This window comes from uncultured Rhodococcus sp. (assembly GCF_963525155.1).
GTDB classification, from domain to species: domain Bacteria; phylum Actinomycetota; class Actinomycetes; order Mycobacteriales; family Mycobacteriaceae; genus Rhodococcus_F; species Rhodococcus_F qingshengii.
The window spans coordinates 1-22,935 of the sequence record NZ_CAURKP010000089.1 but is presented as its reverse complement, the minus strand read 5'-3'; the positions used below and the strand labels follow the sequence as shown (position 1 = coordinate 22,935).

Genomic DNA, 22,935 nt, shown 5'->3' with positions numbered 1-22,935 from the left:
CACCCCCCAACACCAACCCACGCTCCACCACAGACTCCACCTCGAACATCTCGACTCGCCGATCCGGTTCTGCGACAGCAGTAGTCAAGACCGATTCGAAGGCGTACATCAGGCGTGAGGCGGTGAATTCCTCGAACAGATCAGTGGCGTAGGTCAACTGAACGACAAGCCCTGCCGGTAGGCCGTCGTTGTCGAATTGTTCGGCCGCAACAAAATCGAGGTCGAACTGAGTGCTCACCACCGCAGGTTCGATGCTCTCGATGTGCAACCCGTCGAGAGTCAACCGTGAATCGAGATGGTTCTGTAGTGCGAGGCTGACCTGGAAGAGCGGTGAATAGGACTGCGAACGAACGGGATCGAGTACCTCCACCAGACGCTCGAACGGAACGTCGCCGTGCGCAAAAGCCTGAAGATCGACGTCGCGGACTCGGGAAAGCAGGTCGGTGAACTCCTCACCTGGATCGACTCTGGTGCGCAACACGACGGTCCCCACGAACATACCGACGAGATCGTCGAGCACACGTTCGCCGCGCCCGGCGGTCGGCGTCCCGACGGCAAAGTCGTAACTGCCGCTGAACCGTGACAGTACGACGGCCAGAGCAGCATGCAACACCATGAACGGCGTCGCGCGATGCCGTCGTGCCAGTTCGGAAATTGCTTGTTGCAGAGCAGGTTCGAGATGCACGCTCAGAAGCGATCCTCGTCCGGAGGCCTCAGCCGGGCGGGGCCGATCCACCGGGAGCTCGAGGACGGCGGGCACTCCCTCGAGAGCGTTCCGCCAGAAGTCCAACTGTCGTGTGACGAGTGAGGTCGACGATTCTTCCGAACCCAACGTCTCGAGCTGCCACAGTGCGTAATCCGCGTACTGCACCTCGAGCGGCGCCCACAACGGCTCCATACCTCGGGTCCGCGCCTCATACGCCACCATCACATCACGCGTCAACGGACCCATCGAGAAACCGTCACCCGCAATGTGATGCACCGTCATCGCCAGGACGTACTCGAACTCGTCAACCTGCAACAGCGAGGCTCGAACGGGGATCTCGGACGTGACGTCGAACGATACGCCGAGAACATCGGCCAGCACGCTGTGGAGCGAATCCTCCTGCACCGTGACAATGTCGAGAATGTCGAGAGCACGAGGTTCCTCGACGACCTCCTGGTAACCCGTTCCGTCGTACTCCGGGTACACGGTTCTCAGGACCTCGTGGCGAGCGATCACGTCGGCGACGCTGGCGCGCAACGCCTCGACATCCAATGGACCTGTGAATCGCAGAACCACCGGGATGTTGTATGCCGACGAATCGGGATCGAAGCGATTGAGGAACCACATACGAGTCTGCGCAGCGGAGAGCGGAATCCTCGCCGGCCTCGGCTGCGAACCCAGCGCGGGCCGCCGCGAACGCTCGGCAGTTTCCACCACTGCAGCCAACTCTGCGACAGTGGGCGACTCGAAGACCACACGCACGGGCAAGTCCGTTCCCGCCGCGGCGTTGATCCGCCCGAGCACCCGAGTTGCACTGAGCGAATTGCCGCCGCGTTCGAAGAAGTCGTCGTCGATGCCCACCTCCCCCGTGCTTCCGCTGCCGAGAACCTCGGCAAAAGCGGTCGCCACCGACAGTTCGGCCGGTGTCGTCGGTGCACGGAAACCACGTGCCTCGAAGACTGGCTCCGGTAGCGCATGTCGATCTACCTTGCCTGTACTCCCCAGCGGCAGGGAGTCGAGCGTCATCAGCGTTGTCGGAACCATGTAGCCGGGCAGGGTGGCGCGCAGTCGTGCCAGAATCGCTGAGCTCTCGATGTCCGAGCCAGCTGCCGCGGTGACGTAGCCGACCAGGTTTTGCTCACCGGTGGCCGACGTCGTGACCGTGACCACCGCATCGCGGATCGGTCGTTCGGCGCGCAACGCTGTTTCGATCTCGCCGAGTTCGATGCGGAAACCTCGGACCTTGACCTGGAAATCTGCACGCTCGAGGTATTCGAGGCTGCCCGCGGTATTCCACCGAACCAGATCGCCGGTTCGATAGAGACGCTCTCCCGTTCCATTCGGGTCGGCGACGAAACGGCTCGAGTTCTGCCCCGCATCCCCGATGTACCCGCGCGCCAGCTGAACTCCAGCGAGATAGAGCTCACCTGCGACACCGACCGGAACCGGGTGAAGCCGCTCGTCGAGTACATGCAGGCGCGTGTTCCAGGCGGGGGTTCCGATCGGCACTACGGCAACGTCTGCATCGCTCGTTCGGTGCGCTGTGACGCTGACCGCTGCTTCCGTGGGTCCGTACAGGTTGTAGACCTGCGCCGAACTCTGCTCTCGCATGTGCTCGGCTGTCTGTATCGGGAGAGTCTCGCCGATGCACAGAATCCTGGTGAGCGAATTCGGCAGTCGGCGCTCGGACACACTGAGCAGCGACAACATCGAGGGGACGGCATGCAGTGTCGTGACGTGCTCACGCTCGATCAGCAGCGTGAGGTACTCGCCGTCCTGCTGTGCCCCTGACTCGGCGAGAATCATGCAGGCGCCGGTTTGCAACGCCCACCAGTATTCCCAAACGGACAGGTCGAAGGTAGATGCAGTTTTGACGAGTACGCGGTCGTGCGCGCCGATCGGGAATTGATCCTGCTTCCACAAGAGTTGGTTCGTGATCGCTCGATGGGAAATCGCCACGCCCTTGGGCTTTCCGGTGGATCCCGAAGTGTAGATCGCGTACGCGATGTTGTCCGGTCGCAGGCAGGCGAGGCGTTCGCTGTCCCGAATCGGTGCTGCGTCGTTTCCGTCCAGATCGAGAGTTTCGATGTCCACGACGTGGAACTGCCCGTCGAGCGAATCGCGGGAAGTGCTCAGAACAACTGTGGGCGCTGCAGATTCGAGGATGTGAGCCGTGCGTTCTGCCGGCTGATCCGGGTCGAGCGGAACGTAGGCCCCGCCTGCCTTCACCACCGCGTACATGGCAACGACCAGTTCGACGGAGCGCCGCAGATTGAGCGCGACAGTCACTTCCGGGCCGACACCGATGTCGATCAGATACCTTGCCAGGCGGTTGCTTTCGGCGTCGAACTCGGCGTAGGTCAGGCGACGGTCACCGAGAACCAGCGCTTCGGCGCGCGGTGTTCTGCGCACCTGGGCGTCGAACAGATCCGCGAGGGTCGTCTCTGGAACGACAGTGTCGGTGTTGTTCCACGTGTTGACGGTGGCCGCGATCTCTTCGTCGCCGAGCAGAGCGACGTCGCCTACCGGGAGGTCCGGGTTTCGACCGATCGAATCGAGAACGCGAAGCAGACGGTTGGCGAATGTCGCCACTGTGGATTGGTCGAACAGATCCGTTGCATAGGTGAACGACGCCGACATCGACCCCGAGTCCCCAGGGGTGACGGTCAAGTGCAGGTCGAACTTCGCCGTCTCGACTGGGGCGCCAACTGCCGCGATCTGCAGTCCGGGTAGCTCGAACATTGTCGGCGTGAGGTTCTGGAAGGACAGTGCCACCTGGAACAACGGATGGCGGGCCGTCGATCTGACCGGATCGATGATCTCGACGAGCCGCTCGAACGGTAGGTCCGCGTGCGCGAAGGCGGCGAGATCCTGATCGCGGGTGTGGTTCAGCAGGTCCGTGAACGGTGCTGCCGTGTTCACCTGGGTTCGCAATGCCAAGGTGTTCACGAACATCCCCACGAGTGCATCGAGCGACTCGTGCCCTCGTCCCGCGATGGGCGAGCCGATGGTGATGTCAGCACTGTTGCCCAACCGGGCAAGCAGTGCGGCGAATGCCGCGTGGACCACCATGAACAGGCTCGCGCCTGATCCGACAGCAAGATCACGCAGTCGATCGGCGGTGTCCGAGCCGATCGTGAAGTGAATCTCCTTGCCGCGGTAGCTCTGACGGGGCGGACGTTGCCTGTCCGTCGGCAGACTCAACAGGTCCGGAATTCCGGCGAGCGCAGAGGTCCAGAACTGAATTTGTCTCTGAGCATCGACGGAGGGATTCTCATCCGCGCCGAGCAGATCATGTTGCCAGAGCGCGTAATCCGCATACTGCACGGGCAACGGTGTCCACTGTGGAGCTTCGCCGCGAGACCGCGAAACGTAGGCACCCATGACGTCGGAGGCCAGGGGTCCGAGCGAGGATCCGTCCGATGCGATGTGATGCATGACGACGGCGAGCACATGTTCGGTCTCGGAGATTCGATACAGAGCGGTCCGCAGTGGTACGTCAGTTGTCACGTCGAATCCGGTGCCGGCAAGAGCAAAGAGCCGCTGCGACGCTTCGGCTTCGGTGACGTCATGCGGAACCAGATCGAGATCCACCGAAGACTCGGGCAGGATTTCCTGGCGAGGACCGTACGGGGAATCCGGATAGTAGGTACGCAACGACTCGTGGCGTTGGACCACGTCACGAAGCGCGAGAGCCAACGCCGGCGCGTCCAGGGTTCCGCTCAGACGCAGCGCCAGGGGCAGGTTGTCCGTGGCAGCCGCGGTGTCGAATCGATTGAGGAACCACATCCGATTCTGCGCCGGTGAGAGCGGAATACGTTCAGGTCGCGGTCGTGCTTCCAATCGGGGCTGATCATCACGTTCTGCCGAGTCTGCCACCAGTGCGAGTTCTGCGACGGTCGGCGCCTCGAACAGCGCCCGAACCCCGAGTTTGATCCCGAACGTGGCGTTGACTCGGGCAATCGCCCGAGTCGCGCTGAGCGAGTTTCCACCCAGCTCGAAGAAACTGTCTTCTGCGCCGACGGTATCGGTACCGAGAACGTCGACAAAAGCGCTCGCGACACGAATCTCTGCGAGTGTGGTCGGCACCCGGAACATCGCGGAGGCGATGAACTCCGGAACGGGAAGTGCTGCGCGATCAAGCTTTCCGGCCGGAGTCAGGGGTAGCAGATCCAGCAGGACCACGGCACTGGGCACCGAGGCACGGGGCAGCACCGCGGATACGGCTTCGAGGACGGACTCCGCCGACACCGCATCTGTGGTGGTGACGTAACCGACGAGTTGATCGCCGAGAGAGTCATGTCGGTGAACAGTGGCGGCAGCAGCGCTCACTCCGCGAACGGAGGCGAGCGCTGATTCGATCTCCCCCAGTTCGATGCGGAGCCCGCGAAGCTGAACTTGGGCGTCGGATCGTCCGATGTAGGCCAGTTCGCCCTGCTCGGTCCAGGCGACGACGTCGCCGGTCCGGTACATCCGCGCGCCCGATGCACCGAACGGGTTCGCCACGAAGCGTTCTGCGGTCAATGCCGCGCGCCGGTTGTACCCACGTGCCAGGCCGGGTCCCGACAGATACAGCTCGCCCCGGACACCGACGGGGACGGGATTGAGGGCGGAATCGAGGACCAGAACGTGTGCGCCTTCGAGCGGAATACCGATCGTGACGGGCGAGAGTGACGTGTGACGGTGTTGCTCGCCGTCACCGACCAGAGCTGCAGTGTCGTGGAGAGCCCCGGTCTTGGTGATGACGATGGTGCTCTCGGTCGGCCCGTAACTGTTGAAGAGTCTTGTCTGGCTGGGAAAACTGTCGAGTAGCTGCGGCGGAAAGACGTCGCCGCCGAGCACGACGACTTCGAGATCCGACAAAATGCCTGCGTCGACGGTGGTCATCGCAGCAGGAGCCGTCACCACATGGGTGACGCGATGACGCCGGATCACGTCGGTGAGTTCCTCGCCGGCAATGACCGACGGAGGTGTGATCACCATCGTGGCACCGGCGGTGAACGCAAGGATCATCTCGAACATGGACGCGTCGAAGCTGGCCGAGGACAGTCGCAGTACCCGAGAGTCGCGCGATACCGCCAGATCAGTGCGGGTCCGAGCGGAGAACACGGACAGTCCCCGGTGAGTGACAGCGACGCCCTTGGGGAGACCTGTCGAGCCTGACGTGTAGATCAGGTAGGCAACATGATCCGCGTGCAATGGGCGGATCCGATCGGCATCGTCGACCTGCGCTGCGAGGTAGCGATCGAGGTCGAGATAGTCGATCTCGATCGTATCGATTCCGTTCGGAAGTGTTGGCGCCGTCTCGGAGTCGGTGATCACGACCAGCGCTGCAGAGTCTGCCAGCATGTGTGCGATGCGCTCGTCGGGATACGTCGGATCCACCGGAACGTACGTTGCTCCGGACTTGGCAACAGCCCACAGTGCGAGGATGGACTGCGTCGAACGTGGAAGAGACACCGCAACAGCTGTTTCGGGGCCTATCCCACGTTCGATGAGGAGCCGAGCCAGCTGTGAGGATCGCACATCCAGCTCGCTGTACGTCATTTCACCGTACGACTCGGAAACGATTGCCACATTCGCGGATTCCGAGTGCCGGGTCAACAGATCTGCCAAGGTGCGAACCGTTGGCGCTGACGGACCGAATGCCGAAGTAAGTCTGGTGTATTCGTTCTCGTCCAGAACGGCGATATCCGCGATTGCCACTTCCGGAGTCTCGACAATCTGCGCGAGAATCCGGTGGAACCGCTGCGCAAATCCGTCCACGGACGTGCCGGTGAAGAGGTCTGTGGCGTACGTCCAGGTGAGATTCAACGAATCTGCGTGCTGGACCATCGTGATCTGGAGGTCGAACTTTGCCGCCGCGACTGCGTTGTCCACGGCTTCGATCTCGAGACCGGGCAGCGTGAACGCAGCGGTTCCCTCTTGCTCCTGAGACAGAGCCACCTGGAAGATCGGCGCGTGGGCCTGGGAGCGAGCGGGTTGCAGTATGTCGATCAGCCGCTCGAATGGTAGGTCGGCATTCTCGAACGCAGTGAGGTCAGTGGCTCGCACCTGCGCCAACAGATCGAGGAACGACATCGCCGGGGTGAGACGGCTGCGTAGTGCCACCGTGCCGACGAACATTCCGACCACGTCGTCCAGCGCGTGTTGGCCGCGTCCGGAAATCGGTGTCCCGATCACCACGTCGTCGGTCGCACCGAGGTTGGACAGGAGCACCGCGAGGGCCGCCTGGAGCACCATGAAGGTCGTGGCGCCCTGTGTGCGGCCCAACTGCCCGAGTGCAGTGACCATCGCGGGCGCCAACACCAGTTCGGTGTTCGCTCCGCGCAGCGACGCAATCGCCGGCCGCGGGAAATCGGCCGGAAGTTCGAGAAGCTCCGGCGCGCCGGCCAACTGGCCACGCCAATACTCGGCCTGCGCCGAAGCAAGACTGGTCTGATCACTTTCCGAACCGAGGACCTGGTGTTGCCACACGCTGTAATCCGGATACTGAACAACCAACGGGGCCGGTGACGGCTCCGTACCCGAACGGCGCGCCGAGTAGGCCAGAACCAGATCCCGTGCGAGCGGCGCCACTGACGCACCGTCCGCGGCTATGTGGTGAATCACGGCGACCAGGATGTGTTCGTCAGCCGAGAGCTCGAACAGGTTTACCCGCAACGGGATTGCTCTGGTGACGTCGAACCCCTCGTCCACAGCGCCGACAATCTGATCGGCAACCTGTTCGGGAGAAACCACCGTGTGACGAAAAGGAACGTCGACGTCGTCGAGAATCCGCTGGAAAGGCCCTTCGGCATCGTCAGGGAAAATGGTCCGCAAGGATTCGTGGCGAAGAACGATGTCCGACAGAGATTCTCGGAGAGCCACTGAATCCAGCCGGCCGCGCAGGCGAAGGACGAGCGGGATGTTGTACGCGGGCGAGGCAGGATCGTATCGATTGAGAATCCACATTCGCGATTGCGCCGGCGAGAGCGGGATTCGCTCGGGCCGAGGCCCAGCGGCCAGAGCGGGCCGCGTTCCGCTCTGCGCTGCATCGACTGCCACAGCGAGGGCCGCGACTGTCCTGGCATCGAAGAGAACCCGAACCGGGAGGGTGACTGAGAGTTCGGTGCCGACCCGTCCCATCACTCGGGTAGCACTCAGAGAGTTTCCACCGATGTCGAAGAAGTCGTCCGTCATGCTGACCTGGTCGACTGCCAGGACGTCACCGAAGATCCGGCCGATCAACTCCTCCGTCTTCGTGACGGGTGCGACATACGCATTCCGGCGCATCGTCGGGGCAGGCAGCGCGCGGAAATCGACCTTTCCGGCCGGCGTCAACGGAATTTCCTCGAGAACGATCACCGAGGAAGGAACCATGTGTGCCGGCAGTCGACTGGAGACGAAGGTGCGCACTTCTTCCGGATCCAGATGACCACCGACCACGTACGAGTGCAGTCCGACGGTGTCGTCTGCTGTCGTCACCGCAGTTCGTACGCCAGAGTGCGCACCGAGCACCGCGTCGATCTCACCGAGTTCGATGCGGAAACCGCGAATCTTGACCTGCGAGTCACTGCGGCCGAGATACTCGAGTTCCGTTCCACGACGTCGCACGAGGTCTCCGGTGCGGTACATCCGCTGCCCCGAACGTGAGGGGTCGGCAACAAATCGAGACGCTGTCAGGTCGCCGCGATGGTGGTAACCGCGGGCAAGTCCACGGCCGGTCAGATACAGCTCACCCGTCACTCCGTCTGGAACCGGACGGAGGCGAGAGTCGAGAACATGTGCGACGGTGCCGCGAACTGAACTACCGATGGTGATCCGATCAGTCGCAGACATGGGCCCCGCGAGGGTAGCCATGACGGTGGCCTCGGTGGGACCGTATGCGTTGAACACCTTTCGCGTCGACGCCCATAGCGCGACCAACGCAGCGTCGCACGCTTCACCGCCGACGATCACGGTACCGAGATCCGGAACCTCTGCCGGTTCGATCGTAGCCAGGGCCGCCGGGGTCACAAATGCGTGACTGATCTTCGACGCCCGCATGAGGGCCGCGAGTTCGCTTCCGCCATAGATGCCCGTGGGAACAACATGCATCGCGGCACCGGCACCGACAGCCATGGCCAGTTCGAGCACCGATGCGTCGAAGCTGGGTGAAGCGAAATGCATCGTGCGACTGAGGTTGTCGAGTTCGTATCGGCGAACCTGCTCGTCGACCAGCGCCGCGAGACCCGCATGGGAGACGACGACGCCCTTCGGAGTGCCGGTCGATCCCGACGTGTAGATGACGTACGCGGTGTGGTCCGTGCGAATCGGTGACGTGCGCTCGGAATCGAGGATTCGCGTGTCACTGACGTCGTCGCGATCAAGCGACGCCACTGCTTCTTCCGTCAGCGTCAGGACTGCTCCCGAATCAGTGAGCATGTGCTCGATTCGCTCGGCCGGGTAGCTCGGGTCGACGGGTACGAACGCCGCTCCGGTCTTGGCAACGGCCCAAGTGGCGAGTACAGAAGATGCCGACCGCGGAATGGCGATCGCCACTACCGATTCAGGGCCGATCCCTCGAGCTACGAGTGCCCGCGCCCACCGATTGGTACGCCGGTCTACATCGTCGTAAGAGAGTTCGAGGTCGCCGCACAGTATGGCCGGACCACCGTTGGATTTGATGACCCCGGCCGTGAGGATCTCCGGCAGTGTTTGCTCCGTCAAGGCGACCGACTGGGCAGTTCCCTGACGTTCGATCTCTGGCATCGTCCGCAGATCGAGGTCGCCGACCACTGATTCGGGTTGGGCGACAACAGCGTCGAGAATGGCGACGAACCGATCCGCGAGCTCGCGCACAGTCGATTCGTCGAAGATGTCGAGGGCATAGGTCCACGTCGTGGTCACTGACCCGTCCGGGCGCGGCGACGAGACATCCAGTTGGAGATCGAATTTCGAGATCGGAGCATCCAACGGGACCTGAGAAACTTCGAGGCCGGGAAGCTTCACGGATGGGGTCGGAATATCGCCGGTCGCGAGTACCACCTGGAAGAAGGGGTGGTGCGCCGTCGAGCGAGGCGGGTCGACCACCTCGACGAGACGCTCGAACGGAATATCTGAGTGGGCAAATGCCGAGAGGTCGGCGTTACGGGTCGATTCGAGCAATCCGCGGAAAGAAGCCTTCGGATCCACCTGTGTCCGGAGAACCACTGTTCCGACAAACATGCCGACGAGATTGTCGAGGGCCTGATTCCCGCGTCCGCTGACCGGGGTGCCGATCGCGATGTCGGGCTCCCCCGCCATCCGAGACAGCAGTACCGACAACGCCGTGTGCAGCACCATGAACGGTGTGGACCGAGTGCTGCGAGCCAGGGATTCGACGGCGCGGTGCGTCTGCGCCGAGAGGGTCGACGACACCGTCGCACCTCGATAGGACGCGACTGTGGGATGCGGCCGATCCGTCGGGAAATCGAGACGGGTCGGGACGTGCGCCAATGCAGCGCGCCAGTATTCGATCTGGCGCGATGCCTCCGATTCCGGATCGTCCTCGTTGCCGAGAGAATCGATCTTCCAGAGCGTGTAGTCCGCGTAGTGAACGCTCAACGGCGACCACTGTGGCGCGGTTCCCGCGAGCCGTGACGCGTAGGCCGTCATCACATCCGCGGCCAGTGGTTGCATCGACCAACCGTCGCCACTGATGTGGTGGACGACGAGTACAAGAATATGCTCCCGACCAGACGTCCGGAGAAGCGAAGCCCGCACCGGAACCTCGGTGGTCACGTCGAACCCGGCACCGACCAATTCGCCGATAGCCGCGACGGGGTCACTGACATCCGCGGGTTCGAGAGCAACTGGCGCGTCGTCGAGAATGCACTGGTAAGGACCTTGATCCGAATCCGGATAGAATGTGCGCAGCACCTCGTGCCGGTCGATGACATCGCTGATCGCCTGGCGCAAAACCTGAACGTTCAGGTTGCCGGACAAAGCGAGTGCTGCCGCAATGTTGTACGCCCCGGATTCCGGATCGAATCTGTTGAGGAACCACATACGCTGCTGGGCCGGTGAGAGCGGAATCCGGTCCGGTCGAGGGCGGGGTCCGAGTTCGGTCAACCTGGACGGCGCTCTGCCGGCGACGAGTCCGGCCAGCGCACCAACTGTCGGAGCGTCGAACAGGTCTCGGACACCCAGAGTCGATCCCAGTGCCGAGTTGATCCGTGCCACCACCCGCGCAGCCGTCAGGGAGTTGCCGCCGAGCGCAAAGTAATCAGCGGTAACGCCGATGTTTTCCACTCCGAAAAGCTCGGAAAAGATTGCGGCAATAGCCCTTTCGGGTTCGGTGACGGGAGCGACGTACTCACCTGCCGTCGAATCCGGTTCCGGCAACGCACGCCGGTCGAGTTTTCCGTTGGGGCCCAGCGGCATCGACGCCAAGAACACGAATATTGAGGGAACCATGTAGGTGGGCAGCTTCTCCTGCGCGTGCGCGCTGAGAAGGGCACTGTCGATTGCCGAATCAGCTGTCACGTAGGCGATCAGGCGGTCCTGTCGTACGACGGTTGCGGCCGAGAGTACTCCCGAGAGTTCCAACAGGACCGCGTCGATTTCTCCGAGTTCCAAGCGCTGCCCGCGAAGCTTCACCTGGAAGTCGGTACGACCCAGATACTCGATCTCACCCGTGGAATTCCACATGACGAGGTCGCCCGTCCGATACATCCGCCCGGGCCCGAAGGGGTTGGCTACGAAACGATCTGCTGTCAAGTCAGAGCGTTGCACGTAGCCGCGGGCGAGTTGGACTCCCGCGAGATAGAGTTCTCCCGCCACTCCGATCGGGCTCGGCGCGAGGCGGTGGTCCAGCACGTAGGTCTGCGTGTTCCAGACCGGAGCGCCGATCGGCACCGGACCTGTTGCGGCGGCATCCGTCTGATGGAAAGTGACGTCGACGGCAGCTTCGGTGGGACCGTAAAGATTGTGCAGACGTGCACCGAATCGTTCGTGGAAGCGAACGACCGCCGCACGCGGAAGTGCCTCGCCGCTGGCGAACACCTGACGAACGGATCGAAGTTGTGCGAGATCGCCGTCGACGAGGAAGACGTCGAGCATCGAAGGGACGAAGTGCAAGGTGGTGACACCTTCGCGAGCGATCAGCTCGGAGAGGTACCGAGAATCGCGATGTCCATCGGGTTCTGCAACTACCAGTCGCGAGCCGGCGACGAATGGCCAGAACAACTCCCACACCGAGACGTCGAAGGTGGCGGGTGTCTTGTGCAGCACGACGTCGTGACGGCCGAGCGGATATTCATGTTGCATCCACAGCAGGCGATTGACTATCGCTCGATGCGACACTGCAACGCCCTTGGGCTTTCCGGTGGACCCGGATGTGAAGATCACATAAGCAACGTGATCCGGCGATACACGACCGAGACGCTCGACGTCTGCGAGCCGCTCGGTGGAGTACCCCGACAGATCGATCTCGTCGAGAAGTACGGGGTTGACCCCATCGGGCAGCGATGTTGCGTCGGCCGCGACCGACAGGACGACCGACGGTGCTGCGATGTCGAGCACGTACCGGATCCGCTCGTCCGGATGCTGCGGATCGATCGGAAGATACGCACCGCCGGCTGCGATGACGGCGTGCACTGCCACCACGTACTGCGCGCTCCGGTGCAGAGCGATCGCGACCAGTGACTCCGGCCCGACGCCGCGTTCTACGAGGTGACGAGCGAGAGAGTTGACCTGGGACCGGAATTCTCCGCGACTGATCGTCGTGCCCGCGAAGGTCAGTGCAGCATCGGCCAAGTCGGCGATACCCGAGTCGACGATTTCCGAGTCGGCGATTTCCGAGTCGGCGCCGAGTAAGTCGAGCAGCGTCTTGTCAGCTATGACGTGGGAAGTGTCGTTCCACTCGTCGAGTACGAGCCGTCGTTCGGCCGCGTCGAGATAGTCGATGTCCCGGATACGGATTTTCTCGCCAGTCATCGCGCCCAGTATCGATGCAAGGCGTCGGCCTACACGCTCTGTTGCGTCGTGGTCCATCGCATCGGGTGCGTACTCGATGGTGAGGTGAAGGCTCGGTTCGAGGACCGTGATCAGGGCGAGCGGGTAGTGAGTCGCGTCGGCGACCTCGATTCCCGTAACTCGCATCCCGGCGATATCCGTCGCGGATTCGAGCGCCGAACGGTCGACGGGATATGACTCGAACACCGTCAACGTGTCGAACATCGCGCCGGCACCCACGGCCGACTGCACCTCGGCCAGGCCGACGTGGTGACTGTCGAGCAGCCGAACCTGCTCGGACTGAACGTGTTCGAGGAGTTCGGACACCGAACTGTCCGGGTTGACACGAACGCGAACAGGAACTGTGTTGATGAACAACCCGAGAATGTCTTCGACCCCGGTCAGCGACGCGGGTCGACCCGAGACGGTGGCTCCGAACACGACGTCGTCGCGTCCGAGCATTCCACTGAGCAGTAGACCCCACGCAGTCTGGACGACAGTGTTGACCGTGACGCCGCTGCGCCTGGCCAACTCGAAGATCGCCTCGGTCGACGAGGCTTCCAGCGGGACTTCGACATCCACGGGAACTGCGTGCACGGAGGACTCCGTACGGTGTGGTGCGACCAGCGTCGGTTCGTCTACTCCAGACAGTGCGCCGATCCACCTGTCCAATGCCGCGCCGTTGTCTTGTTCGGCGAGCCAGTGCAGATAGGTGCGATACGACCGAGCGGGAGCCGGCAGCGACGTGTCGGCGGCGTAGAGCGACAGTAGATCGCGCACCAACAACGGCATGGACCAACCGTCGAAGAGAATGTGGTGATTGGTCACGATCAGGTGCGCCGAATCCGCACCCTGGCGTAGCAGCACTGCACGAAGCAGTGGGGGCGCGCTCAGATCGAACGGTGCCGTGCGCTCGAGTTCCGCGACGACGTGCGGATCACCCCCGAGCACCTCCCGCCATGGAGTTGCCACGGAATCGAGAACGAGCTGTGCTGCAACGCCGTTCGAGTCGTACACGAAGGCAGTCCGAAGTGCGGTGTGGCGCTCGAACAGTCTCGAAAGCGACCGCTGTAGTCGATCGCTGTCGACGATCCCGGCGAGGGACAGAACGATCTGGCCGGTGTAGACGTCGACGGCATCGGCGGTGAGGCCGGCATGAAACTGGAATCCGGCTTGCAGCGGCGAGAGCGACCAGATGTCCTCCAGGTGGCCGAACTGCTTCTCCCACAGTTCTATTTCGTCCTGCGAAGCCGAGACCAGGGGAACGTCTGACGGCGTGAGGCCGGCATGATCACCGACGGAGGCGGCAATCTTCTCCAGTTCGACGCGCCACGCCGTCGCGAGCTCCGCGACTGCAGCGGGTTCGAAGATACCTTCGGGGAAAGCAAATGACGCCGAAAGGAACTCGCCTTCCGGACCGTCCACGACGGCGGCATTGATGTCGATCGCGTAATTGACCGCGAGATCGCTTCCGCTGCCGTTGTTGAGATCGATTCCGGCGTCGGGAATCCAGCCCGCGGCCCGCAATTCGTCACCGAACTCCGCAGTGGACATCTTGCCCAAGTAGTTGAAACCGATCTGCGGTTCCGGGCCGGTCAGCATCCCTGCACGTCGGAGCAGCCCGTAACCGATACCGGACCCCGGCGTGGTTCTCAGCTGTTCCTTGACGGATTTCACGACCGTCGGCGTGTCCACTCCGAGTCCGGTGAGATCGATCCGAACCGGGTACACCGCCGTGAACCAGCCGACGGTCCTGGACAGGTCGGCACCGGGCAGCACGTCTTCGTCTCGTCCGTGACTTTCGAGCGAGACCAGCATCCGCTGTGATCCGCTCCAGGTGCGCAATGCCAGGGCAAGCGCACTGAGCAAGCCGTCGTTGACACCGGTCCGATAGTGCGACGGTACCGCGCGCAACAGGTGATCTGTTGTGTCACGGTCGATGTCGACCCGGACTCGACGCAGTGACGACCCTCGGTCCCGTTCCGCATCGAGAGGACGCGAACCGATCGGCGCACCATCGAAGTCGACGACCTCACGCCAGTACTCGAGTTCCGCCGACGGTGACAGCTCGGTGAGTCCGTGCGACCAACGCCGCAGTGACGTTCCGACGGGCATCGGTACCGGCGTGCCACCGTGAACGATCTGTTGCCAGGCTGCAGCGAAGTCCGGAAGGAGAATCCGCCACGAGACGCCGTCGACAACCAGATGGTGGATGACGACCACCAATCGGCCCGAATCGTGCGTCGAGTCGAGCCAGACGATCTGAGCAGTATCGCCGCGGTACGGATCGAGCCTCGACGCGGCGTCCGCGGTCGCCTGGGTGAGAGCTTCCTCGAACTCGGGGGTTCCGGGTAGCGCTTCGGTGACGGTCCGACGAACCCATGTATCGACAGCACAGCCAGGGGCAATGTCGAATCCGGAGTGGTCGGGCAGCAAACGCGCGCGAAGAGCGTCGTGTTGATCGACAACTACTTGAAGAGTTGCCGCGAGGCGCGAGAGATCAAGTCCGACAGGAACACTGACCGACACGGCTTGATAGAAGGTGTCGATGCTGCCGGCCGTGCCCAGTATCTTGGCTGCGATCGGGGTCAGCGGGACAAACCCCACTCCCTTCCCCGGCAGTTCTTCTAGTACGACCGATTCATCTGCCGGGAGTGCGATTTCGGCCAATCGCGCCACCGTCTTGCGTTCGAACACGTCGCGAGGAGTGAAGACAACTCCGGCGGCTTTTGCTCGAGAGACGAGCGAGATCGCGACGATGCTGTCTCCACCCAGCGCGAAGAAGGAATCGTCGACGCCGACTCGCTCGACGCCGAGTACCGACGCAGCGGCGTCGGCGATGATGCGCTCGACCGGACCGCTCGGCGCCCGGTAGTTCTGAGCCGCCGAACGAAATTCCGGTTCGGGTAGCGCCTGGCGATCGAGCTTGCCTGCCGGGGTCAGTGGCACTTCAGCCAGCGGTATCAGCTGGGACGGCACCATGTGAGCGGGCAGGAATCGAGATGCGTGTGCGATCAACGCTTCTTCGTCGAGATCGTGTCCCGGCTTGATCTTCACGTACGAGTACACGGTGCCGCCGGCAAGCGTCACCACGAAATCGACGGATTCATGGCGTGCGAGCACAGCGTCGATCTCACCGAGTTCGATGCGAAGTCCATTGACCTGCACCTGGAAATCGGAGCGGCCGACGTACTCGAGTTCGAGAGTCCGAGTCCAGCGGACCACGTCTCCGGTGCGGTACAACCGAGTTCCGCCGCCGAGAGGATCGGCGACAAAACTCGCAGCGGTGAGAGCCGAACGTGAGTGGTAGCCCTGCGCCAATCCGGGGCCACCGAGATACAGTTCACCGGCCACCCCGGCCGGCACAGGTCGCAACCAGCGGTCGAGAACCATCAGATGCGCGCCCTGAATCGGAGAACCGATCGTGATGGCCTCGTCCGACGCCAGCGGGGGTGTCGTGGTGATGACGATGGTTGACTCGGTGGGCCCGTAACTGTTGTAGAACCGGCAGATCGGGCCGAAGCGTCGAACCAGGTCCGGCGGGCACACGTCACCTCCGACAACCACAGCTTCGAGATCCGGAAGATCGGTGGCGTCCACCGTGCCCAGAATTGCGGGCGCACTGATGATGTGGGTGACGCGCTCGCTGCGCAGCAGTTCTGTGAGCTCGCCGCCGCCGTAGACATCTGCCGGAGCGATGACCATCGTCGCCCCGGCACTGAACGCCTGAACCATTTCGAAGACGGAGGCGTCGAAACTTGCGGACGAGAATCGCAGAACTCGCGAATGTGCACCGACGCCGAGTTCGGGGCGACCCCATGCGGTGAAATCGACCAACGCATTGTGCGTGACGGCAACACCTTTCGGTGTACCAGTGGAACCGGACGTGTAGATCAGATAGGCGATGTGATCGCTTCGCAACGGCGCCGTGCGGTCGGAGTCGTCGACGACGGACTCGTCGCCGACAAAGCTGAAGGCATCGATAGAGATGCAGTCCAGATCGACGGGCAGCATCTGATGGACAGTCGAATCAGTAATTCCCACAACAGCATTACTGTCCCCGACCATGTGATCGATTCGTTCGACCGGGTACGTCGGATCGACCGGAACTGATGCAGCGCCGGTTTTGGCAACCGACCACCACGCGATGACGGCATCGATGGATCGAGGCAGCGCGATCACGACACTGGTGCCAGGACCCACTCCGCGCCGGATCAGCATTCGAGCGAGTACGTTGGAGCGACGATCGAGTTCGCGGTAGCTGAGCTGCTGGGTACCGCAGCTCAGTGCGATCCCCTCCGACGATGCCGCGACGCCGTGGGCGAGAATCGTGGGCAAGGTCATCGGTGCCAGTGCGTCAGGGCCGCGTGCCGGAACGATCGACTTCCGCTCGGCTTCGCTCAGGATCTCGAGATCGTGAACACGAGTGTCCGGCAGCGCTTGCATGTACCGGGACAGCAGTTCGACGTATCGGCGGACATGGTCGCTCAGGACATCTGCGGTGTACAGATGGGGATTGGCTTCGAAATCGATTCGCGGCGCCTCTCCCGAGGCACTCGGATAGATGTTGACCGACAGGTCTTCCACCGGCCCTGTCGACAAGACGTGGAATCGACCAGTCACCGACCCCAGGACCACTTCGGGGTGAAAGTTCATGATGTTGATCGCAGGACCGAAGAACCCCCGCTCGGCACCGAGGCCTCGATCGCGCCTCATGTCCTCGGTGCGGTACCGCTGATGTCTGAGCGCGCCGGTCAGTTCGAGCGAGGCAGCCGCGCTCAATTCGGCAACCGTGGTCGTAGCGGTCACCGCGAGGCGCAGCGGAACGACGTTGGAGATCATGCCACCCGAACCGCGCAGAACCCTGTTCGTGCGCGCGGTCACCGGCAAACTCAGCACTACGTCTTCGGTGCCGGTCCCCCGGGCGAAGTAGAGCGCGAAAGCAGCCACCGCCGCCGCCGAAGAGAACTCGTCCGCCTTCGCCGTCGCGTTCGCACTGTCGAGTGTTCGGCCGACCACGACCGCACCCGCTGTGGCGTCCATCCGCTTCCCGGCCAGACTTGCCACGGCCGGAAGGTCTGCTGTCTTGGCTGCCCAGTAGTCCTGATCTCGGCGGAATCGCGGCGAGTGCCGATACTCGGCCTCGGCGTCGCGCACGGCCAGAAGATCGGTTGCCGACGATTCGGGGACTGAAAGGCCGGCGACCTCCGCTGAGTAGAGCTCGGCGATGCGTGTCATGAAGTTCATGGCGCCGTAGCCGTCGAGGACCAGATGATGGATCCGGCAGTACCAGAACTGGCGGTTCGCGCCGACGCTCAGGACGGCTGACTTCACCAATCGATCGGTGAGTAGATCGAAAGGTCGGGTGTACTCCTGCCGCATCCACTCGAGTGCGGCTGCCTCCGGCTCGCGCTCACCGCTCAGATCGACGACCTCGACGCTCTGACTGAGCTCGGAATCGATCTGCTGAAACGGTTCGCCGTCGATCTCGAGGAGTTTCAGCATCCCGGAGCCGAACTCATGCGCTGCTGTGACGCAGGCACTTTCGAGCACCGCCGCGTCGAGAGTCCCGTCGACTACGACATACTGCGCGATCGTGATCGGCACATCAGTACGCAGTAGCTGGGCAAACCAGATTCCGCGTTGCGCGCTGGTCAGCGGAAAGGGCTCGAAACGTCGATCAGCATGCACAGCGTCGTTCTCTCATCTGCCGAAAAAAGTACCGACGGCCTGCATCGATTGCTGTGGACCTGCGGCGCGAGACGACCGTACCGACTACCACTCGACACAGTCCGCCGATTGATCAAAGATAGGGTTGCATAACCTTCCCATCTCGTCAAATGGCAAAACAAGTCCCATGCGATCACGTAAAGGATTCCGCTAGGTCTGTTTCTGCAGATCAGACCTGGGATTCGAGTGCGGTCTCAGTATTCGGCGCGTCATGCGCCGGGTACGCATGCACCAAGGCAGTAGCGAGTTTGGGCACCGCGTGAGTGAGCGAATGCTCGGCGCTGTGCGCTATCGCATGAGCTTCGGCAAGAGTTGCCCGGGGATCGATGTCGAGTTCTGCATCGGCATGCAGTCGGTGTCCGATCCACCGCATCTTCAGATCACGAACACCGAGGACTCCGGGTTCGTGCATCAATGCATGCTCTGCGTCGTCCACCAACTCAGGTTCGACGCCGTCCATCAACCTCCGGAAGACGTCTCGCGCTGCAGTCCTGAGCACCGCCACGATGGCGACGGTGATGACAAGGCCGATGATCGGATCTGCCAACGGGAAACCCAGCGCAACTCCCCCCGCCCCCAGAAGGACTGCGAGCGAAGTGAATCCGTCGGTCCGAGCATGCAATCCATCGGCCACCAGTGCCGCTGAACCGATTTGCCTGCCGACCCTGATCCGATACAACGCCACCAATTCGTTTCCGATGAAACCGATCAAACCTGCCGCCGCTACCCAACCGAGGTGCTCGATCTCGACCGGGTTGATCAATCGCCTCACCGCCTCGACACCGGCGATCACTGCCGACAGTGCGATCATGGCGAGCACGAACAGTCCGGCCAAATCCTCCGCACGCCCGAAACCATAGGTATAGCGCCTGGTCGCAGCGCGCCGACCGAGCGCGAAGGCAATCCAGAGTGGGACTGCCGTGAGCGCGTCGGAGAAGTTGTGAATGGTGTCCGCAAGCAGCGCCACCGAACCCGAGATCGCCACGATCGCAACCTGAGCAACTGCGGTGACGCCGAGCGCGACAAGACTGATCTTGACCGCCCGGATGCCGATTGCGCTCGATTCCAATGCGTCGTCGACACTGTCGGCAGCATCGTGACTGTGCGGGGAGAACACTTCGCGAACTGCCGATCGAAACCCCTTCGGGCCGTGGACATGGCCGTGGCCGTGACTGTGGCCGTGGCCGTGGCCGTGGCCGTGGGACATCTTTGGTTCGTGCGTCATGACGCACCTTCTTCTTGATCGCTACGATCGACCTTCGCCGAGCGCTCCGGGTGTATCTCCCGAAGTTCACCTTCACTACGGTGATGCCCCGGCAATCCGGGTCCGGCATGCTCCGCATTGAAGACCGCGTCCGTAACCAGTTGGCGTACATGGTCGTTCTCCAGGCGATAGAACACCGTCGTACCATCGCGGCGCGTTCGTACCAACCTTGCCATGCGCAATTTCGCCAGGTGCTGCGACACCGAGGGCGCCGGCTTGCCGACGCGTTCCGCCAGTTCGTTCACCGAGCACTCGCGGTCTACCAATGCCCACAAAACCTGCACACGGGTTGCGTCGGCCAGCATGCGGAACACCTCGACGACGAGGTCGACCTGATCATCGGGAAGCTTACGGCGACAAACACCACTATCTGCGTTCATACGTAGATAGTAGATCATGCTGGACGCCGAAGATGACCTCTCGTCGATTCACCAGTTGTGCAAAGCTTGGCGGCAGAGCCCTTCGCCACTCGCAGACCGGGAGACAACGATGAGTACCGACGATTGGAACGCAGGAATCATTGCGGAATTTCGGGAGAACGAGGGCAAGGTAGGTGGCCCCTTCGAAGGTGCGCCCATGGTGTTGGTCCACCACACAGGACGCAAATCCGGACGCGATTTCGTGAGTCCCATGATGTATCTGGCAGACGAGCAGGATCCGAAGACCATCTACGTTTTTGCATCCAAGGCCGGTGCCCCGACCAATCCCGACTGGTACTACAACCTCGTTGCCACCGACCAGGCAGAGGCCGAGATCGGCACCGAAACATACCCGGTCTCCGTCAGCGAAGTAACCGGCGAGAAGCGTGACCGCATCTACGACGAGCAGGCCAGTCGATACCCGGGATTTGCCGAATACGCGGAGAAGACAGCTGGGATCCGCACAATTCCGGTGGTAGCCCTGACTCGCGCGTAAATCCTGGTAGCACCTCCCAGTCGTTTCCATTCGGAAACGACTGGGATCGTTTGTACGGAATCAGGTCGCTGAAGAGGCTTTGACCTCACCCTTCGCATGGCGTCCGAGCAGCACGTATCCGACCCAGGATCCGACAACCACTGTCGCCGCGAGCGCCTGTACAAGGCCTTCGATACTCGCCGGATAGAACACGCCGGTGATGTAGTGCGAGATGAATCCGGTGGACGGCAACTCCGCGATCCCGGCCATTCGGCGGGCCCAGTTCTCGAGATTGGTCAGCGGGCAGTCATATCCGACCGCTATCGAACCGGCTCCCCAGACGACTGCAAGAAGGTGGAAACCGATGGTACGACGCCACTTCCACGCCACGAACCCACCCAGCACCACATAGAGGACAAACCCGAAGTGAACGAACACCGTTACTACTTCGATGAGCCGATACACCATCGCCGTCTCCGCTCGTGGCGCGGAAGTCCCGCAACAACCAGACTAATCCGATGTTAGTCCTCGTAGAGGTGATCTACCCGGTGTATGCAGCGGTCGTGCGAGCAGCGGCGGCTGCAGCCGCATCCGGGTCGTCGCCCGATGCGATCGCAGCTTCGGCCCACAGTTCACTGCTTCCCGCGATGAATGCCTTGGCCTCGTCGCTCGCCGACCACTCGGGTGTCTCGAGTGGCGTCGCGATCCCCAGTTCCACGTGTCGAGCCAGCCCGAGCAGTCCCATGTCCCACCCGACGCCGACGGCACCTGGACCGTACTCGGCCCACCGATCCGGCTCCACGTCCGCGGCATGTTCGAAATCGAACAGCGTTGCACCACTGCCCTTTTCGGCGAGATTTACAGTCACATAGCTCACATCGCCGCCATATTCCCAGGTGATGCGAAGAGTTCGAGGAGCTTCGCACGCCAAAATCTCGCCGCCGGCGTTGCCCTCGAGCTGATAGTGGCCGCCGATCATGGCTTCTCCCGCGACCGGCATGAACCATTGGCGAATGCGGTCGAACTCGGTGATCGCCGCCCAGACCGTGCCTATTGGTGCCGCGAGAGTCCGCGACATGCGCAGCATGCGCGTTTTCCCCTCGCCTCCGCCTAACGGGCCCAGTTCTCGCGCCACCAACTGCAACGAATCAACTGCTTTGTCGAACATGAGACTCCTCGGTTCGAGCGAAACTTTCAGCTCAGGCGCTGCTGTAGATCTACCGCTACCTCTTCTCCAGCGGCGCTCTTGCCGATCGCCTTGCACAGCGCCACGCGCAGCGGAAGCCAGTGCGGTCCGTCGCCGGAGGGCATCAGCGTCGCCTCGAAGGGATGCTCACCATCGAGGGTCCCGACCACCTTCACAGCGCGTCTGGTTCCCAGAAGTTCCGCCGAGCCGGGCACGGTCAAGAACGTTGCGAACGCACCGTCTTTCTCGATGGGAGCGGTGAACGAGTAATCGAGCGGTTGTGGAGTCTTGTCAGTGGCCATCTCGCGTCACTGCTCAGCAGCGAGCAGGACGTCGGTGTCGAAACACGTGTGAGTGCCGGTGTGGCACGCGGCGCCCTCCTGATCGACGATCAGCAAGACGGAATCGCCGTCACAGTCGAGGCGCACCTCGTGCACGTACTGGGTGTGCCCGGAGGTCTCTCCCTTGACCCAGTACTGCTGCCGCGAGCGCGAATAGTACGTCCCCTTACGGGTTTCCAGTGTTCGCGCGAGCGCTTCGTCGTCCATCCACGCGACCATCAGCACATCACCGGTCGATTTCTCCTGCGCAACCGCGCTGAACAGTCCGGCGTCGTTTCGCTTCAGCTTCGCCGCGATTGCGGGATCAAGGCTCATATGACGTTTATACCTTCCACCTGTGACTTCCGTGGAATTCCCCTGCTTGTTCGCCGTAGAATGGAAGTTACTTCGCTGTCACCGTGGAAGAAGATCCGACATGAACCATCAACGTCATGACGGCCCACACCCGGAGTACACCTGCCATATCGTGAACCCGAGTACCGATCGCGTCCGAACCCGCCACGTCGTTCTCGGCATCGGCCCAGGTGCTACCAGCAAGAATGTACTCAGCTACGCACTGACGCTTGCCGCCAAGGAGGATTCAGCACTCCACGTCGTTCACTGCATCACGTCCGAGGACCTACCTGTCGAAACCGACTCACCAGAATTCGAAACGCGTCTGCACGACGAGATGGCGTCCCAACGTGAGCAGACAACCTCGACACTTGCCTCGCACACGGACACCTGGACCTACGACTGCACCTACGGCGACCCGGCCGGTGTCATCCTCGCGACCGCGGACAAGTACGACGCCTTCACCATCGTGATCGGCTCACCGCGAAAAGGCGCTGCCTCCGCGTTGAGCCGACTGATACAC

Annotated in this window: 9 protein-coding genes; 2 read left to right on the top strand and 7 right to left on the bottom strand. The window is 62.3% G+C overall.

The annotated features are described in order from the left end of the window. From RWT78_RS17940 to RWT78_RS17930, 3 genes are all read right to left on the bottom strand, one after another. On the bottom strand, positions 1-18,355 hold an 18,355-nt coding region (locus RWT78_RS17940; protein WP_314677039.1), incomplete at its 3' end, for a non-ribosomal peptide synthase/polyketide synthase. Positions 18,356-18,563: 208 nt separating this feature from the next. After that, entirely contained in the window at positions 18,564-19,619 is a 1,056-nt protein-coding gene (locus RWT78_RS17935) for a cation diffusion facilitator family transporter (RefSeq protein ID WP_314677038.1), read from the bottom strand. After that, positions 19,616-20,038 (bottom strand): metalloregulator ArsR/SmtB family transcription factor, encoded by a 423-nt coding sequence (locus RWT78_RS17930; protein WP_020907992.1) that lies wholly within the window; start codon positions 20,036-20,038, stop codon positions 19,616-19,618. The genes RWT78_RS17935 and RWT78_RS17930 overlap by 4 nt, the downstream gene beginning before the upstream one ends. A 109-nt stretch (positions 20,039-20,147) precedes the next feature. On the opposite strand from RWT78_RS17930, the gene RWT78_RS17925 reads away from it, so the two are divergent. Then, entirely contained in the window at positions 20,148-20,573 is a 426-nt protein-coding gene (locus tag RWT78_RS17925) for a nitroreductase/quinone reductase family protein (RefSeq protein ID WP_003942381.1), read from the top strand. 60 nt (positions 20,574-20,633) lie between these two features. Here the strand turns inward: RWT78_RS17925 and RWT78_RS17920 are convergent, their stop codons facing one another. The 4 genes from RWT78_RS17920 to hisI form a co-directional block, all read right to left on the bottom strand. Then, positions 20,634-21,020: a DUF2784 domain-containing protein gene (locus RWT78_RS17920; RefSeq protein WP_003942402.1), complete on the bottom strand. Its 387-nt coding sequence runs from the start codon at positions 21,018-21,020 to the stop codon at positions 20,634-20,636. Positions 21,021-21,093: 73 nt separating this feature from the next. After that, positions 21,094-21,720: an SRPBCC family protein gene (locus RWT78_RS17915; protein WP_314677035.1), complete on the bottom strand. Its 627-nt coding sequence runs from the start codon at positions 21,718-21,720 to the stop codon at positions 21,094-21,096. A gap of 26 nt (positions 21,721-21,746) precedes the next feature. Continuing rightward, complete coding sequence (locus RWT78_RS17910) at positions 21,747-22,040, bottom strand: DUF1905 domain-containing protein (protein WP_314677033.1); 294 nt, start codon at positions 22,038-22,040, stop codon at positions 21,747-21,749. 6 nt (positions 22,041-22,046) lie between these two features. Next, on the bottom strand, positions 22,047-22,394 hold the full coding sequence (hisI, locus tag RWT78_RS17905) for a phosphoribosyl-AMP cyclohydrolase (protein ID WP_003942390.1): 348 nt from the start codon (positions 22,392-22,394) through the stop codon (positions 22,047-22,049). A 100-nt stretch (positions 22,395-22,494) separates the two neighbouring features. Between hisI and RWT78_RS17900 the strand changes: the two genes are divergently transcribed. Beyond that, the coding region (locus RWT78_RS17900; RefSeq protein WP_314677031.1) for a universal stress protein at positions 22,495-22,935 on the top strand (441 nt) is incomplete at its 3' end.

Excerpts from the sequence above, each read along its gene's own strand:
- RWT78_RS17935 (WP_314677038.1), bottom strand. The coding sequence starts at position 19,619 with ATGACGCACGAACCAAAGATGTCCCACGGCCACGGCCACGGCCACGGC.
- RWT78_RS17930 (WP_020907992.1), bottom strand. The coding sequence starts at position 20,038 with ATGAACGCAGATAGTGGTGTTTGTCGCCGTAAGCTTCCCGATGATCAG.
- RWT78_RS17925 (WP_003942381.1), top strand. The coding sequence starts at position 20,148 with ATGAGTACCGACGATTGGAACGCAGGAATCATTGCGGAATTTCGGGAG.
- RWT78_RS17920 (WP_003942402.1), bottom strand. The coding sequence starts at position 21,020 with ATGGTGTATCGGCTCATCGAAGTAGTAACGGTGTTCGTTCACTTCGGG.
- RWT78_RS17915 (WP_314677035.1), bottom strand. The coding sequence starts at position 21,720 with ATGTTCGACAAAGCAGTTGATTCGTTGCAGTTGGTGGCGCGAGAACTG.
- RWT78_RS17910 (WP_314677033.1), bottom strand. The coding sequence starts at position 22,040 with ATGGCCACTGACAAGACTCCACAACCGCTCGATTACTCGTTCACCGCT.
- hisI (WP_003942390.1), bottom strand. The coding sequence starts at position 22,394 with ATGAGCCTTGATCCCGCAATCGCGGCGAAGCTGAAGCGAAACGACGCC.